At 59.7% G+C, this 16,372-nt stretch carries 15 protein-coding genes and 2 rRNA genes; 8 read left to right on the plus strand and 9 right to left on the minus strand.

Translation table 11 applies throughout. The features are described 5' to 3' along the window. Positions 1 to 311 (plus strand): 23S ribosomal RNA (locus VF672_RS14115); the annotation flags it as partial. 154 nt (positions 312 to 465) lie between these two features. Next, a 5S ribosomal RNA gene (gene rrf / locus VF672_RS14120) occupies positions 466 to 581 on the plus strand. A gap of 118 nt (positions 582 to 699) precedes the next feature. Here the strand turns inward: rrf and queD are convergent. After that, on the minus strand, positions 700 to 1,056 hold the full coding sequence (queD, locus tag VF672_RS14125) for a 6-carboxytetrahydropterin synthase QueD (RefSeq protein ID WP_331105197.1): 357 nt from the start codon (positions 1,054 to 1,056) through the stop codon (positions 700 to 702). A 258-nt stretch (positions 1,057 to 1,314) separates the two neighbouring features. On the opposite strand from queD, the gene VF672_RS14130 reads away from it, so the two are divergent. The 6 genes from VF672_RS14130 to VF672_RS14155 all read left to right on the plus strand — a co-directional run bounded on the left by VF672_RS14130 (position 1,315) and on the right by VF672_RS14155 (position 6,954). Next, the gene (locus tag VF672_RS14130; protein WP_331105198.1) at positions 1,315 to 1,623 is read left to right on the plus strand and encodes a PepSY domain-containing protein; all 309 of its coding nucleotides are present in this window, start codon (positions 1,315 to 1,317) and stop codon (positions 1,621 to 1,623) included. Then, positions 1,623 to 1,952: a PepSY domain-containing protein gene (locus tag VF672_RS14135; protein ID WP_331105199.1), complete on the plus strand. Its 330-nt coding sequence runs from the start codon at positions 1,623 to 1,625 to the stop codon at positions 1,950 to 1,952. The genes VF672_RS14130 and VF672_RS14135 overlap by 1 nt, the downstream gene beginning before the upstream one ends. Continuing rightward, entirely contained in the window at positions 1,952 to 2,620 is a 669-nt protein-coding gene (locus VF672_RS14140; RefSeq protein WP_331105200.1) for a response regulator transcription factor, read from the plus strand. Before VF672_RS14135 ends, VF672_RS14140 begins: the two co-directional genes overlap by 1 nt. Then, the gene (locus VF672_RS14145) at positions 2,617 to 3,975 is read left to right on the plus strand and encodes a sensor histidine kinase (protein WP_331105201.1); all 1,359 of its coding nucleotides are present in this window, start codon (positions 2,617 to 2,619) and stop codon (positions 3,973 to 3,975) included. Before VF672_RS14140 ends, VF672_RS14145 begins: the two co-directional genes overlap by 4 nt. A gap of 83 nt (positions 3,976 to 4,058) precedes the next feature. Beyond that, on the plus strand, positions 4,059 to 5,738 hold the full coding sequence (locus tag VF672_RS14150) for a methyl-accepting chemotaxis protein (protein ID WP_331105202.1): 1,680 nt from the start codon (positions 4,059 to 4,061) through the stop codon (positions 5,736 to 5,738). Between the two features lie 151 nt (positions 5,739 to 5,889). Then, the gene (locus VF672_RS14155) at positions 5,890 to 6,954 is read left to right on the plus strand and encodes an AI-2E family transporter (protein ID WP_331105203.1); all 1,065 of its coding nucleotides are present in this window, start codon (positions 5,890 to 5,892) and stop codon (positions 6,952 to 6,954) included. A gap of 751 nt (positions 6,955 to 7,705) precedes the next feature. On the opposite strand, the gene nuoN is transcribed toward VF672_RS14155, so the two are convergent. The 8 genes from nuoN to VF672_RS14195 form a co-directional block, all read right to left on the minus strand. Further along, on the minus strand, positions 7,706 to 9,163 hold the full coding sequence (gene nuoN / locus VF672_RS14160) for an NADH-quinone oxidoreductase subunit NuoN (RefSeq protein ID WP_331105204.1): 1,458 nt from the start codon (positions 9,161 to 9,163) through the stop codon (positions 7,706 to 7,708). 7 nt (positions 9,164 to 9,170) lie between these two features. Beyond that, positions 9,171 to 10,703, minus strand: coding sequence for an NADH-quinone oxidoreductase subunit M (nuoM, locus tag VF672_RS14165; protein ID WP_331105205.1), 1,533 nt, complete (start codon positions 10,701 to 10,703; stop codon positions 9,171 to 9,173). A 52-nt stretch (positions 10,704 to 10,755) separates the two neighbouring features. Then, positions 10,756 to 12,603 carry an NADH-quinone oxidoreductase subunit L gene (gene nuoL / locus VF672_RS14170; RefSeq protein WP_331105206.1) on the minus strand — a complete coding sequence of 616 codons (1,848 nt, stop codon included), beginning with the start codon at positions 12,601 to 12,603 and terminating at the stop codon, positions 10,756 to 10,758. Next, positions 12,600 to 12,911 (minus strand): NADH-quinone oxidoreductase subunit NuoK, encoded by a 312-nt coding sequence (gene nuoK / locus VF672_RS14175; protein ID WP_037008802.1) that lies wholly within the window; start codon positions 12,909 to 12,911, stop codon positions 12,600 to 12,602. Before nuoK ends, nuoL begins: the two co-directional genes overlap by 4 nt. 4 nt (positions 12,912 to 12,915) lie before the next feature. Beyond that, positions 12,916 to 13,416: an NADH-quinone oxidoreductase subunit J gene (gene nuoJ / locus VF672_RS14180; RefSeq protein ID WP_331105207.1), complete on the minus strand. Its 501-nt coding sequence runs from the start codon at positions 13,414 to 13,416 to the stop codon at positions 12,916 to 12,918. Positions 13,417 to 13,425: 9 nt separating this feature from the next. Next, positions 13,426 to 13,974, minus strand: coding sequence for an NADH-quinone oxidoreductase subunit NuoI (nuoI, locus tag VF672_RS14185; protein ID WP_331105208.1), 549 nt, complete (start codon positions 13,972 to 13,974; stop codon positions 13,426 to 13,428). 11 nt (positions 13,975 to 13,985) lie between these two features. Beyond that, the gene (gene nuoH, locus VF672_RS14190) at positions 13,986 to 14,975 is read right to left on the minus strand and encodes an NADH-quinone oxidoreductase subunit NuoH (protein WP_331105209.1); all 990 of its coding nucleotides are present in this window, start codon (positions 14,973 to 14,975) and stop codon (positions 13,986 to 13,988) included. Continuing rightward, the coding region (locus tag VF672_RS14195) for a molybdopterin-dependent oxidoreductase (protein ID WP_331105210.1) at positions 14,972 to 16,372 on the minus strand (1,401 nt) is incomplete at its 5' end. The genes nuoH and VF672_RS14195, both read right to left, overlap by 4 nt.

Genomic DNA, 16,372 nt, shown 5'->3' on the forward strand with positions numbered 1-16,372 from the left:
CGTGAGACAGTTCGGTCCCTATCTGCCGTGGACGTTTGAGATTTGAGAGGGGCTGCTCCTAGTACGAGAGGACCGGAGTGGACGAACCTCTGGTGTTCCGGTTGTCACGCCAGTGGCATTGCCGGGTAGCTATGTTCGGAAAAGATAACCGCTGAAAGCATCTAAGCGGGAAACTTGCCTCAAGATGAGATCTCACTGGAACCTTGAGTTCCCTGAAGGGCCGTCGAAGACTACGACGTTGATAGGTTGGGTGTGTAAGCGCTGTGAGGCGTTGAGCTAACCAATACTAATTGCCCGTGAGGCTTGACCATATAACACCCAAGCAATTTGCGACTCGAGAGAGACCAGATTGCGGTGTGTGAAGACGAAATGAACCGAAAGTTCGACGCTTGCAAACACCAAATTCTATTACATACCCAATTTGCTGAAGCGAGGCCAACTGGCCACGACTCAGTACCCGAATTTCTTGACGACCATAGAGCATTGGAACCACCTGATCCCATCCCGAACTCAGCAGTGAAACGATGTATCGCCGATGGTAGTGTGGGGTTTCCCCATGTGAGAGTAGGTCATCGTCAAGATTAAATTCTAAAACCCCATCTGCTAACGCAGATGGGGTTTTGTTTTTGGGCGACAAAAAAGTCGAATCATAGGCCAAAAAAAACCACCCGACCGGGTGGTTTGATTCGCAAGCACTGATCAGTCCCCGCGGTACACGCACCCGCTGGTGCATGTTTCGTGTATCCGGAGGGCGGACAGCTCTGGCAGTAGCGGTTTCAACTCCTTCCAGATCCACTTCACCAACACTTCGCTGGTTGGGTTTTCCAGGCCGGGAATGTCGTTCAGGTAGTTGTGGTCCAGACGCTCGTACAAAGGTTTGAAGATCGTCTTGATTTCGGAGAAATCGCGGATCCACCCGGTATGAGGGTCGGGCTCGCCTTCCAGGTAGATGGCTATGCGGAAGGAGTGGCCGTGCAAACGTCCGCACTTGTGTCCTTCCGGCACGTGAGGAAGGCGGTGAGCTGACTCGAACGTAAATTCTTTGAAGATTTCCACTGTGATATGAGCCTTGATAAGGGGCGATCGCGAGCGCGATAAATGCAGGCGATGAGTTTATCAGTAATGCTTTATGAAGGAACAGGCGGGACCTTGTCGGCTGGTGAGGGAGAGACCGAATGCTGCTGTAGATGACGCACGGCTCTCCGTTTGATTCTGAATACGGTAATGGCACGTAGCCAGATAAATTCAGCTTCAATTAAGTTCGTCCGTTTATGGTGGGCCCCGTAACTCACATGACCCTTACGGAGATCCACCATGAAAATGCTGAATGCTTTCATCGCCGCCGCCGCACTCACCATCACAGCCGGTTCTGTTCAGGCGCGGGATCTCGGCCCTGATGAAGCGCTGAAACTGCGAGATGCAGGTACTATTCAATCCTTCGAAAAACTCAACGCCGTCGCGTTGGGCAAGCACCCCGAGTCCACCATCACTGACACCGAGCTGGAACAGGAATATGGCAAGTACGTTTACCAGATCGAGCTGCGCGATGCTCAAGGCGTGGAGTGGGACTTTGAAGTCGATGCCGTTAGCGGGCAAATACTCAAAGACCATCAGGACGCCTGATGATCTCCAGTAAGCGTCCCGTTAAGCGTTTCGTTTACTGTCTGGTGGCCGTGTGTGCGGCCACCCCGAGCGTTGCTTGCCTGGCTCGCGATCTGAATCAGGATGAAGTGCTGGAGTTGCGCAGAAAAGGCGTGATCCTGCCGCTTGAGCAGTTCATCGACCAGGCACTGGGACGATACCCCGGGTCCAAGCTGCTTGAAGCCGAACTCGAGGAGAAGCACGGTGTGTTGGTGTATGAGATCGAGCTACTGACCGCCGATCACGTTGTACGAGAGCTCAAGTTCGATGCCGGTGACAGCCATCTGTTGCAAGACAAGGAAGATGATTGATGCGTTTGTTATTGGTTGAGGACAACGTACCCTTGGCAGACGAGTTGATCAGTACCCTGGGCCGGCAGGGTTACGCGATCGACTGGCTCACCGACGGCCGCGACGCTGTTCATCAGGGCGCTACTGAGCCTTACGACCTCATCGTACTTGACCTTGGCCTGCCGGGCGTTCCCGGGCTCGAGGTCTTGCAGAAGTGGCGCTCCGGCGGGCTGTCCACGCCGGTATTGATCCTGACGGCCCGGGCCTCGTGGGCCGAGCGCATCGAAGGCCTGAAAGCCGGCGCCGACGACTATCTGACCAAGCCCTTTCACCCTGAAGAACTGCAGCTGCGCATTCAGGCGCTGCTTCGCCGTGTCCGGGGTCTGGCCAATCAACCGAAGCTCGAATCCGCTGGCTTGCACCTCGACGAAGGCCGCCAGTGCGTGAGCCGGGGAGACGAGGAAATCCAACTGACGGCTGCCGAGTTTCGCCTACTGCGTTACTTCATGCTGCATCCCGGACAAATTCTCTCCAAAAGCCATCTGGCCGAGCATCTCTATGATGGGGAAAACGAACGGGATTCGAATGTCATTGAGGTCCACGTCAATCATTTACGCCGCAAGCTCGGGCGCGCTGTGGTCGAGACGCGTCGTGGCCAGGGCTATCGGTTTGCCGGGACGGGCGAGTGAGGTCGATACAGCGGCGCTTGAGTCTGGGCCTCATCAGCGTCTTGCTGATTGTCGGACTGGTCCTGGCGCAGATCAGCCTGTGGCTGTTTGAAGTCGGCCTGCAACGCTATCTCGAGTCTGGGCTGCGCAACGAAAGCGAGCTGCTGCTGGTGGCCTTGGTACGCGGGCCCGACGGGTTGCAGCTTGATGAGCATCGGCTCTCGCCCGGTTATCAGCGTCCCTACTCGGGTCATTATTTCAGGATTGATTTTGACCACGGCCACTGGCGTTCGCGCTCGTTGTGGGACCTGGAACTGCCGCAGCCGGGGCGACCTGGCTTGCATGCCGATCTTGCGTTGGAGAAGACCGACCAATCGCTGTTGCTGCTGCACACCGACTACCGCAAATTCGGCCAAACCATCTCCATCACGGTCGCCCAGGACTACACACCGGTACGAGACAGCTTCGCCCTGGTCCAGCGCATCGGGCTCGGATTAGGGCTGGTAGCCCTGATATTGATTCTGGTATTGCAGCGCGTTACGGTTCGCCGCGCTTTGCGCCCGTTGGAGAGGGCGAGGGAGCAGATCTTCCAGTTGCAACAAGGGCAACGCTCGCAACTTGATAATCGTGTGCCGGTCGAGCTTGAGCCATTGGTGGCGCAGATCAACCATCTGCTGGCCCACACCGAGGACAGTCTCAAGCGCTCACGCAACGCGCTCGGCAATCTCGGCCACGCGCTGAAAACCCCCCTGGCCGTGCTGATGAGCCTGGCCGAAGGTGACAAGCTGACAGGCCATCCCCATGTGCGCGATACCCTGCGCGATCAGTTACAGAACATTCAGCAACGCCTGGAGCGCGAACTCAATCGTGCGCGGCTCTCAGGCGACGCCTTGCCCGGCGCACGGTTTGATTGCGCGGCCGAGATACCCGGGCTGTTCTCCACATTGCGGATGATTCACGGCGAACACCTTGAGCTCAGCCGTAATATCGCTGCAGATCTATTCCTGCCCTGGGACCGGGAGGACATCCTGGAGTTGTTGGGCAACGTCATGGATAACGCCTGTAAGTGGGCCGACAGCCAGGTCAGTCTGACCGTTGCCAAAGGCGCTGACGGCTACTGCTTGCTCATCGACGACGACGGCCCGGGGATCGCTGTGCAACACCGCGATGAAGTGCTTGGCCGGGGCAATCGTCTGGACGAGCAAGTGACCGGTCATGGTCTGGGCCTCGGTATTGTCAAGGACATCGTCGAGGCGTGGGGCGGACGTATTCAGTTACTGGACAGCCCCTTGGGCGGCCTGCAGGTTCGCATTGACCTGCCGGAACGACTCAGCCCTCAACTGACTAACGTTGAAAGCTCGCCCCGACGGGTGTGACCTCAACTTTTTGTGCGCCGCGCCGTTAACGGTGAAGGAACCCCAACGACGCAACGCACAAAAACAAAGGGTCAGGACGTCTTATGCGGCTCAATCTAAAAGCCAAGGTACTTTCGCTCGCTGTGCTCCCGGTATTGGTGTTCGCACTAGTCATCAGCGCCAGCACCATCATCATGCTGCGCGAGCAAGGCAAGCGCGAAGTCGAGGAAACTCGACAGCACTTGCTCGCGGAGGCCAAGGCCACGTTGCAAAGCTACGTGGCCGTTGCGCTGGGCACCATCAAGCCGCTGTACGACGCTTCTGCGCCGGGCGACATGGAAGCGCGTGCGCAAGTCATCAAGATGCTCTCCCAAGTCAATTACGCCAAGGACGGGTACTTCTTCGGCTATGACTCGCAAGCGGTGCGGCTGTTCAAAGGCAACAGCCCGGACGGCATCGGCAAAAGCTTCAAGGACGCCCGCGATCCAAAAGGCGTTTTTGTGAATGCCGGCCTTGTGGACGTGGCGAAAGCGGGTACCCATTACCTGGAATACTCCTCCGCGCTGCCCGGCTCCAGTGAGCTGGTGCCTAAGTTGGGTTACACCGAATATTTGCCTAAATGGGACATGGCCTTTGGGTCGTCGATCAATCTGGACAACATCGACGCCAAGGTGCTGGAGCTGCAAAAGAATGTCGCCGAGCGTCGGGAAAACATGCTCTTCACCATCATCGGCATCACGCTGCTGGTCTTGGTCATCATCGCGGCGGCGGGTTTCTGGATCGCGGGCGGCATTCTGCGGCCGTTGCGCCTGATGAAAGCCAACCTCGACGACATCGCGGCAGGCGAGGGCGATTTGACCCAACGTCTGACCGTAACTTCCCAAGACGAGCTCGGCGACCTGGCCGGGTCGTTCAACCGCTTCGTCGACAAGATCCACGGGTTGGTCCGGCAGATCACCGAAATGACCGGCCAACTGACGGGGCTCGTAGGTGAAGTGACCGCTCAGGCGCAGCGATCCGAGCAGGCCATGGAGCGTCAGCGCCACGAGACCGACCAGGTCGCCACGGCGATCAATCAGATGTCTGCCGCTGCCCAGGAAGTCGCCAAAAGCGCGCAGGGCGCTTCCGTTGCAGCCCAGCAAACCGATGCGGAAGGTCAGGCGGCCAAGCGCGTGGTTGATGGCAGCATTCAACAGATTCATGCCCTGGTGAACGATATCCGTCACAGCGGCACTTCCTTGGACAGCCTGCAGAATGACGTGTCGTCCATCGTCGGTGTGCTTGGGGTGATCCGGTCCATTGCCGATCAAACCAACTTGCTGGCCCTCAATGCCGCGATTGAAGCGGCGCGTGCAGGTGAGGCGGGGCGCGGGTTTGCGGTCGTGGCCGATGAGGTGCGCGCGCTGGCCAGTCGTACGCAGCAAAGTACCCAGGAAATTCAGGGCATGATCGATCGCTTGCAGCAAGGTACGCAGGGCGCGGTCCAGGCAATGAGGCGTTCGAGCGAGGCGGGCGACGGGACGTCCGCGCGCGCTAACGAAGCCGGTGCGTCGCTGGACACGATCGGGCAGCTGATCGGCACCATTAATGCGATGAACGCGCAAATTGCCAGTGCCGCAGAAGAGCAGACCGCCGTGGCCGAGGAGATCAATCGCAGCGTGCACCAGATCGCGGTGGCGGTCGAAAGCGTGGCGGATGAAACCCGCCACAGCGCGTCCACCTCGCGCAACCTTACCGAGTTGAATCAGCGCCTTGGTCAGTTGGTCCGGCAGTTCCGGATCTAGACTGGGGGGTGGCGGGCGTTTTTCGGCCCCCTTGGAGCTCGTCAGGCGCGTTCACCCGGCTCCTCGCAGTGCAGACGCGGCACTCCTGCACCGATTGACGGACTAAGCATCAGGCCGTGTGCTTGACGCGGTTTTATGACTTGGAAGGAACATGAACGAAACCGCGCTGCAAAACAAAACCCTGTTGGTGTTATTGGTGCTGGTGACCATCGCCTTCATCTGGATACTGCTGCCGTTTTACGGCGCGGTGTTCTGGGCGGTGATCCTCGGGATTATCTTTGCGCCACTGCAGCGTCGCCTGCACGCGAAATTTGGCTGGCAACGCAACCTCACCTCACTGTGCACGCTGATGATCTGCCTGATCATTGCGATCCTGCCGGTGATTGTGATCGCCGCGCTGATGGTTCAGGAGGGGGCCACGCTTTACAAGAACGTGGAGAGCGGGCAGCTCGACATTGCCAAGTACCTGGCTGAGTTCAAAGTGCTGCTGCCGCCTTACGTGCAGCATTGGCTTGATCGCCTGGGCATGGGTGATTTCAACGGATTGCGCGACAAGATTGCCAAAAGTGCGTTGCAGGGCAGTAACTACTTGGCCACGCAGGCGTTCAGCTTCGGTCAGGGGACGTTCGACTTCGTTGTCAGCTTTTTCATCATGCTCTACCTGTTGTTCTTTTTTCTGCGCGACGGGCCGGAGCTCACCCGCAAAATCCGCATCGCGGTGCCCCTGGCTGAACCGCAGAAACGTCGTCTGCAACTGAAGTTCACCCGTGTTGTGCGCGCCACCGTCAAAGGCAATATCGTCGTCGCGGTGACCCAAGGGGCGCTGGGTGGCTTCATCTTCTGGGCTCTGGACATTCCGAGCGCATTGCTGTGGGCGGTGATGATGGCGTTTCTGTCGTTGTTGCCGGCGGTGGGGGCGGGCATTGTCTGGGCGCCTGTGGCGCTGTATTTCCTGCTCAGCGGGATGATCTGGCAGGGCGTGGTGCTGGGGCTGTTCGGGGTGTTCGTGATCGGCCTGGTGGATAACGTGTTGCGCCCGATTCTGGTGGGCAAGGACACGCGGATGCCCGATTACCTGATTCTGATCTCCACCTTGGGCGGGATGGCTGTGTTCGGGTTGAACGGGTTTGTGATCGGTCCGATGGTGGCGGCGTTGTTTATGTCGACTTGGGCGTTGTTTACTGGGGACAAGAAGACCGTTCGATTGCCCGGTTAGCGTGTATTTCTAGATCCAGAGCGTCGGCCTAACGGCCTCTGTTTCGCCTTCGGCGAGTTACTTGGAAAAGTCGAAAGTCGCACCATCCCCAAGTAACCAAGGGTGCCTGCTCCTGGTTGGGTTCCTCCTTCGTCGGAATACCTTCACTCCGGTCCCGCTCCGTGGGCCCGCCACCATCCGCCATCCATGGCGGGGGGCGGCTCTCGCGGCATCCATGCCGCTCGGCCCACGGAGCGAGACCTGCGTTCAGCCTGCACCCAAGTCACGATTGGCGTCGTCTGGACTTCCTACGCATGAAGATCAGATCAACAGCTTCCCGGCTGAAGCCGGTCCTACCGAACCCCGCATTCCGTCAGTAGGACCGGCTTTAGCCGGGAAGCCGTTGATCGGCCATTGATTTGCTTTTGATCTTCGTACGCAAAAAGCTCAGCCACCACCAATCGCGACTTGGGTGCCGGCCGAATGTAGGTTTTGCGCAGTGGGCCGAGCCGCATGGATGCGGCGAGAGCGCCGTCAGGACATGGATGTCCGTTCGGCGCGGGCCCACGGAGCAAGACCGGAGTGAGGGTATTCCGACGAAGGAGGAACCAAACCGAGAGCAAGCACCCTTGGTTACTTGGGGATGGTGCGACTTTCGACTTTTCCAAGTAACTCGCCGAAGGCGAAATGTCTGCCGTTAGGCAGACCTATTAAATCAAAGCCATAAAAAAACCCTGCTCGAAGGCAGGGTTTTTTGTGCATCACTCAACCATCACAAACCTGCATGGCCCACCAGGGTCAGCAGCGGTTGTGGATACACACCGAGGAAGAACGCCAGCAGCGTAATCCCCAGCAGCATCACGCCGCCTGCACGTTGCGCCCAGTTGAACGGGGCATCGTGGCGCTGGATCTTCGAGTCTTGCAGATACAGCGTCACCATCACGCGCAGGTAGTAGAACAGGCCAATGGCGCTGCCCACGACCAGCGTACCGGTCAGCCACCACAGGTGCGCTTCAACACCTGTCGCGATGATGTAGAACTTGCCGATGAAGCCCGTGGTCAGCGGGATACCCGCCAGCGACAGCATCATCACCGTCAACACCGCGGTCAGGTACGGACGACGCCAGAACAGACCGCGGTATTCGAACATCGCATCAGCGTCACGACCGCTGTACGGCGAGGACATCAGCGTGACCACGCCAAACGCGCCCAGGCTGGTCAGCACATACGTGACCAGGTAGACGTTGATCGCCTCAACGGCCATGCCCTTGCTTGCGACCATGGCGATCATCAGATAACCGAAGTGCGCGATGGACGAATAACCCAGCAGACGCTTTAGGTTGTTCTGGGTGAGGGCCAGCAGGTTGCCGATGATGATCGATGCCACTGCGATGACTGACATGACATCGGTCAGCACTCCACTGGTCGCCGCCGGGGAGATCTGGAACAGGCGAACCAGCACTCCAAACACCGCGACCTTACTGGCCGTCGCGAGGAAAGCCGCTACCGGGGCAGGGGCGCCTTCGTACACGTCCGGTGTCCACAAGTGGAAAGGCACCAGGGACAGCTTGAAGCCCAGACCCACCAGCATCATGCCCAGGCCCAGGCTTGCGATCGGGCTAGGCATGCCGGTGGCCGCGATGGCCTTGCCGATTTCGCTGAAGCCCAGGCTGCCGGATTCGGCGTACAGCAGCGCCATACCGAACAGCAGAAACGCCGAGCCTGCCGCCGACAGCACCATGTACTTGATGCCGCCTTCCAGTGAGCGCTTGTTGAAGAACGCATACGCCACCAGCCCGTACACCGGCACCGACAGCAGCTCCAGACCGATGAACAGGCTCGCCAGGTGTTGCGCGGCGACCAGCACCAGCCCGCCGGCCGCAGCCATCAGGATCAGCAGATAAAGCTCTTCACGGTTGCCCGGATAGCCCGCCTTGCCTTCACCCAGATAAGCGTGAGCCAGGGTGACGCACGCCAGCGTCGACACCAGAATGATGCCCATGTAGAGACAAGCGAAGCTGTCAATCTGCAGCAGAGGCGTGACCACCAACGGCGCCACTTTCAGCGCCGGATAGATCGACAGCAAAGCCAGGTTGAGTCCCGCTACAGTCAGCAGGAACGATTGCGAGTGATTGCGACGCCATGCGATGCCCAGCATCACCACCACAATGGTGATGCTGGTGATCAGCAACGGCGCCAGCGCAATAAAGTGTTGAATCGTCAGGTCCATAGCGCTCTTACCGGGCCGAAGCGAGTTGAGTGAAGGCGGTGCCGAGCCATTGCTGCACGCCATGCATGGTCGCCGAGGAAGTGTCGAGGATCGGTTGTGGGTAAACACCCAGCAGAACCAGCAACACTGCCAGACCCAGCACCATGATCAATTCCCGACCGTCCATGCCCTTGTAGACCGCGTCCGTTTTGGCCGGGCCGAAATAGGCACGGTGGATCATGATCAGCGAGTAGACAGAACCGAACACCAGGCCGGTTGTGGCGATGGCCGTAATCCACGGCGCGCTGACAAAGCTGCCGATCAGGATCAGGAACTCACCGACGAAGTTACCGGTGCCTGGCAGGCCGAGCGATGCGGCGGCGAAGAACAGGCTAATAGCTGGCAGGTAAGCAATTTTGCTCCACAGGCCGCCCATTTCCCGCATGTCCCGCGTGTGCAGACGCTCGTACAGCTGACCGCTCAGGATGAACAGCGCAGCCGCAGACAGACCGTGAGCGAGCATCTGAACGACGACGCCTTGCAGCGCCTGTTGGCTGCCCGAATAGATGCCGATCAGCACGAAGCCCATGTGCGAGACGCTTGAGAAGGCGATCAGGCGCTTGATGTCGGTCTGGGCGAAGGCCAGGAACGCACCGTAGAAGATACCGATCAGGCCGAGCACCATGGCGATCGGCGCGAACTCCGCCGAGGCGTTCGGGAACAGCGGCAGGGCAAAACGCAGCAGACCATACGCAGCAGTCTTCAGCAGGATACCCGCCAGGTCCACGGAACCTGCAGTCGGCGCCTGAGCGTGAGCATCAGGCAACCAGGAGTGCAGCGGCACGATCGGCAGTTTCACCGCGAAAGCGATGAAGAAGCCCAGCATCAAGATGTATTCGGTGCCGTGAGACAGTTTGGTTTTTAGCAGGTCCGCGTAACCGAAGGTGACCACGCCGGTCTGGTTGAAGTGCACCAGCACCAGGCCCAGGATCGCCACCAACATGATCAGGCCGCTGGCCTGGGTGAAGATGAAGAACTTGGTCGCTGCGTAGATCCGTGTCTTCTTGCCGTCTGCCGAGCTGTGACCCCAGAGCGCGATGAGGAAGTACATCGGCACCAGCATCATTTCCCAGAAGAAGAAGAACATGAACAGGTCGATGGCGAGAAACACGCCAACCACGCCGCCCAGAATCCACATCAGGTTCAGGTGGAAGAAGCCGACGTTACGTTGAATCTCTTTCCACGAGCAGAGTACCGAGAGGACACCCAGCAGGCCGGTCAGCAGAATCATCAGCAGGGACAGGCCATCCAGCGCCAGGTGCACGCTGATGCCGAAGCGCTGGATCCACTGCAGCTTGAATTCAAGGGCCCAGGTCGGATCGACGCCCGGAGCAGGAGCATAGGTAAACGTACCGGTGCTCCAGACCCACAGGGCCAGAATCGTCTCGAGGGACATGGTCGCCAGCGCTATCCAGCGCGGCAGGGTAGGGCCGAAGCGCTCACCTTGCCAGCACAGCAGGCCGCCGATGAAGGGGATCAGGATTAGCCAAGGCAGAATCATGACGGGCTCAATTCCTTTCGCAAAGTCGCAAGGTTCATGTCAGATCGACTCATCAGACCAGCACAATCGCGCCGAGTACCAGTACGGCACCTGCGGCGATCGAAGCGGCGTACCAACGGAGCTGACCTGTTTCGGTGCGGGTCATCAAGCCGTTGCCGGCTTTGACCAGACGCGGAATCAGGCCGATTGTGTGGTCGAGCGGGTCGCCACGCAGCAGGCGGCTGATAGCCAGGTATGGTTTGACGAACAACACGTCATAGACCCAGTCGAAGCCCCAGGCCGCAAACCACCACGCCGACAGGAACCGACCCGGACCGCTGTTGGCGATGGCCGTGACCAGGCGACGCTTGCCGAGGAACAGCACGGCCGCCAGCAGGATACCGGCCAGGGCGATGGCGCCCGAGGCGATTTCCAGGCTGTGCTTGGCTTCGCCGCCGGCGTGGCCAGCACTTTCCGGCAGTACGCCGGCCAGTGGCGGATGAATCCAGGCGCCGATGAAGGTCGACAGCACGATCAGCACGCCCAGCGGCAGCCAGTGGGAAATCCCGTGACCGGCGTGGGCTTCGGTCTTCGCTTCACCATGGAACGCGATGAAGATCAGGCGGAAGGTGTACAGCGAGGTCATGAACGCACCGACCAGACCTGCGTACAGCAAGTACTGATGGCCGCTGGCGAAGGCTTCCCAGAGGATTTCGTCCTTGGAGTAGAAGCCCGCCGTGAGCAGCGGCAACGCCGACAGCGCAGCGCCGCCGACGATGAAGCTGGCGTAAGCCAATGGCAGTTTTTTCCACAGGCCGCCCATCTTGAAGATGTTCTGCTCGTGATGGCAGGCCACGATCACAGCACCGGACGCGAGGAACAGCAGGGCCTTGAAGAAGGCGTGGGTCATCAGGTGGAAGATCGCGCCGTCCCATGCACCCACACCCAGCGCCAGGAACATGTAGCCGATCTGGCTCATGGTCGAGTAGGCGAGGATACGTTTGATGTCGGTCTGCACCAGTGCCGCGAAACCCGCCAGCACCAGCGTTACGCCACCGACGATGCCGACCAGATGCAGGATGTCCGGCGCCAGGATGAACAGGCCGTGGGTCCGGGCGATCAGGTAAACGCCCGCCGTTACCATCGTTGCGGCGTGGATCAGTGCCGACACCGGAGTAGGGCCGGCCATCGCATCCGCCAGCCAGGTTTGCAGCGGCAGTTGCGCGGATTTACCGACAGCACCGCCCAGCAGCATGAGCGTTGCCAGAACGATCCAGAAGTCGCCGACCTTGAAGTGCTGCGGCGCACGTACCAGCAGCTCCTGAATGTTCAGCGTGCCCAGTTGCTGGAACAGAATGAACAGGCCGATGGCCATGAACACGTCGCCAATGCGGGTCACGATGAAGGCTTTGAGTGCAGCGTTGCCGTTGTTGCGGTTGCTGTAATAGAAACCGATCAACAGGTACGAGCACAGGCCCACGCCTTCCCAACCGAAGTAGATGAACAGCAAATTGTCGCCCAGGATCAGGAACAACATGCTGGCAATGAACAGGTTGGTGTACGCGAAGAAACGCGAATAGCCGTCTTCACCGCGCATGTACCACGAGGCGAACAGGTGGATGAGGAAGCCGACGCCGACCACCACGCCGAGCATGGTGATGGACAGGCCATCGACATACAGGGCGAAGTTGGGCTCGAAGCCGTCGACCGACATCCAGCGCCACAGCACCATGGTCAGGTGACCACCTTCCGGTGGCGAGACGTTGAATTGCCAGATCACGTAGGCGGCGACAATGGCTGACAAGCCAATGGAACCGACGCCGATCAGGGCTGAAAGGTTTTCCGACCATTTGCCGCGTGAGAACGACAGCAGCAGGAAACCGATCAGGGGGAACACGAAAGTCAGAAAGAGTAGGTTCATCCGCGCATCTCGCTGGCAGCGTCGATATCGAGAGTGTGGAAACGGCGATACAGCTGCAGCAGGATCGCCAGGCCAATACTGGCTTCGGCGGCGGCCAGGCTGATCACCAGAATGAACATGATCTGGCCGTCAGGCTGTGCCCAGCGGCTGCCGGCTACGACAAAAGCCAGCGCGGCTGCGTTCATCATCACTTCCAGGCTCATCAACACGAACAGAATGTTGCGGCGTACCAACAGGCCCGCCAGGCCGAGGCAGAACAGGATGCCGGCGACGGCCAGACCATGTTCCAGAGGGATTGCTGAGTTCATGGCTTTACTCCTTCGCCTCATTGCGGCCGACATGGAACGCCGTCACGGCTGCCGCAAGCAGCAGCATCGAGGCGAGTTCGACAACCAGCAGGTACGGGCCAAACAGGCTGATGCCGACTGCTTTGGCGTCTACCGTGGTATGGCCGATGGAGGCGCCGGTGGAGTTGGCGAACAGCACGTACAGCAATTCCGCCAGCAACAGGCCGCCCAGCAGGATCGGGCCGAGCCAGATGCCGGGTTTGAGCCAGGCGCGTTCTTGTTGAACCGAGGCCGGGCCCAGGTTCAGCATCATCACCACGAAGACGAACAGCACCATGATGGCACCCGCGTAAGCGATGACTTCCAGGGCACCGGCAAACGGCGCGCCAAGGCTGAAGAAGGTCATGGCCACGGCGATCAGCGAAATGATCAGGTAGAGCAGGGCGTGCACCGGGTTCGTGTTGGTGATCACCCGAAGGGTGGCCACCACAGCGATGCCGGATGCGAAATAGAAAGCGAATTCCATCTTTCTTCCTTAAGGCAGCAAGCTCTTGACGTTGATGGGCTGGGCTTCGTTCTGTGCATCGCCTTTCGGCTTGCCGGCGATGGCCATACCCGCAACGCGGTAGAAGTTGTAATCAGGGTTCTTGCCGGGGCCGGAGATCAGCAGATCTTCCTTCTCGTACACCAGATCCTGACGTTTGAACTCGGCCATCTCGAAATCCGGTGTCAGCTGGATCGCGGTGGTCGGGCAAGCTTCCTCACACATGCCGCAAAAGATGCAACGCGAGAAATTGATGCGGAAGAACTCCGGGTACCAACGACCGTCATCGGTCTCGGCCTTCTGCAGCGAGATGCAACCCACCGGGCACGCCACGGCGCACAGGTTGCAGGCCACGCAGCGCTCTTCGCCGTCGGGGTCGCGGGTCAGGACAATGCGACCGCGATAACGCGGCGGCAAATAGACCTGTTCTTCCGGGTATTGCAGGGTGTCGCGCTTACGGAAGCCATGGCCGAAGACCATGATCATGCTGCGCAGCTGGGTACCCGTACCCTTAACGATGTCGCCAATATATTTGAACATGGGTCAAATCCTCACTGAGCCGCCAGGACGACCGCAGCGGTCACCAGCAAATTGATCAGGGTCAGTGGCAAGCAGAACTTCCAGCTGAAATCCATCACCTGGTCATAACGTGGACGAGGGATCGAAGCACGCAACAGGATGAACAGCATGATGAAGAAGGCGGTTTTCAGGGCAAACCACATGAACGACAGTTGCGGCAGGATATCGAACGGGCCGTGCCAGCCACCGAAGAACAGCGTCACCAGCAGCGCCGAGATCAGAATGATGCCGATGTACTCACCGACGAAGAACATGCCCCACTTCATGCCGGCGTATTCAATGTGGTAACCGTCGGCCAGTTCCTGTTCCGCTTCCGGCTGGTCGAACGGGTGACGGTGAGTCACGGCGACGCCTGCAATGAAGAAGGTACAGAAGCCGAAGAACTGCGGGATGATGAACCACAGGTGATCGGCCTGGTACTTGACGATGTCGCCCATGTTGAACGAACCGACCTGCACCACGATGCCCATCAGCGACAGGCCCAGGAACACTTCGTACGACACGGTTTGCGCCGAGGCACGCAAGCTGCCCAGCAGGGCGTACTTGTTGTTCGATGACCAACCGGCGAACAGCACCGCATAGACCGACAGGCCCGCCATTGCGAAGAAGAACAACAGGCCGATGTTCAGGTCGGCGATCACCCAGGTCTGGGTGACCGGAATGACCGAGAACGAGATCAGCAGGGCGCTCATGGCCACCACCGGCGCCAAGGTGAAGATCACCCGGTCGACGAAAGGCGGGTTCCAGTCTTCTTTAAAGAACATCTTCAGCATGTCGGCAGCGATCTGGAACATGCCGAACGGGCCAACACGGTTCGGACCGTAACGGTCCTGCCACCAACCCAGCAGACGACGTTCGACGAAGCTGAGCAGCGCGCCGCAGACCACCACGGCGAGCAGCACCACGATGGCCTTGACGACCGCGATGATCGAATCGACCACCTCAGGAGTGAACCAGGTCATAGAGCGGCCTCCTGCAGCGCGTCAACGGTTTTGCCGAACAGCGCCGGAGGAATGCCGGCCAGACCGGACGGCAGTGCCACCAGGCCTGCGCCCAGCTCTTCATTGATGCGCAGCGGCAGACGCAGGGTTTGACCGGCGATGCGGAGGCTAAGCAGCGCACCGTCGTTGACACCCAGACGATCGGCTTCGGACTTGGCCAATGCCACGTAAGCCTGAGGAATGCGCTCCTGAACCGGCGCGGCTTTGGAGGAGGTCTCTTCGCTGCCGAACAAGTGATGGAGCGGCACAACCTGCCAGGTGCCTTGCGCAGGGGCGAACGCCCGCGGCACGCTGGCGAACCAGCCCAGCTTGTCGCCGCCGCTTTCGATCAAACGTACGCCCGGATCGCCGGCACGCAGGTGTCCACCGACTTCGTCCTGGAACTTGTTCCAGGCCTGTGGCGAGTTCCAGCCCGGCGACCAGGCAAACGGCACCTGGGAGCGCGGTTCGGCAGAGCCCGAATAACCTTCCATCGAGAACGCAAATGCCGTGTCTTTGTCCTGCGGCGTGCGTGGCTCGTGCACGCTGATGTTGGCGCGCATGGCCGTCCGGCCGCTGTAACGCAACGGTTCGCGGGCCAGTTTCAAGCCTTTGATACGGAACGCGGCAGACGGCGCGGCACCGACGATACCGGCCAGTGACGGGTTGCTCGCAGCGCAGGCGGCGGTAACGTGATCCAACTGAGTCCAGTCAATCGGCTGATTGAGCAGGGTGGCGCGCAGGGCATGCAGCCAGCGCCAGCCTTCGTGAACCAGAATGCCCGCATCCAGATAAGTCGGATCGAACACCTGGAAGAAGCGCTGGGCGCGGCCTTCCTGGCTGACCAAAGTACCGTCGCCTTCCGCGAAGCTTGCAGCCGGCAGGACCAGATGCGCGCGGTCAGTGGTCGCAGTCTTCTGATGATCGGCAACGATCACCACTTTGGCGGCCTTCAATGCAGCTTCGACCGTTGCAGCGTCCACGCGGGTAAACAGATCGTTCTCCAGCACGACGATGGCGTCGGCCTGGCCCGAAATCACGGCCTGCAACGCGGCGTCAACCGAGTCGCCACCGAACAGGGCCAGGCCCATGCTGTTGGCTTCCGGCACGATCAAGCTCAACGAACCCTGCTTGTCGCGCAGTTTCAAGGCTTTGGCGATGTTCGCCGCCGCTTCGATCAGTGCGTTCGAACCCAGCGAGGCGCCGGAGACGATCAGTGGGCGTTTGGCTTCCAGCATCGCCGTCGCGATGCGCTCGGCCAGTGCCAGCGCTTCGCTGTCCAGACCGATCACGGCCGGCGCGCTCGCGTCAATCGCGTGGGCCACGGCGAAGCCTATGCGCGCCAGATCGTCGGGCGCCGCGTGCACGCACTCTTCAGC

Source organism: Pseudomonas sp., assembly GCF_036387035.1.
Taxonomy (GTDB): Bacteria; Pseudomonadota; Gammaproteobacteria; order Pseudomonadales; family Pseudomonadaceae; genus Aquipseudomonas.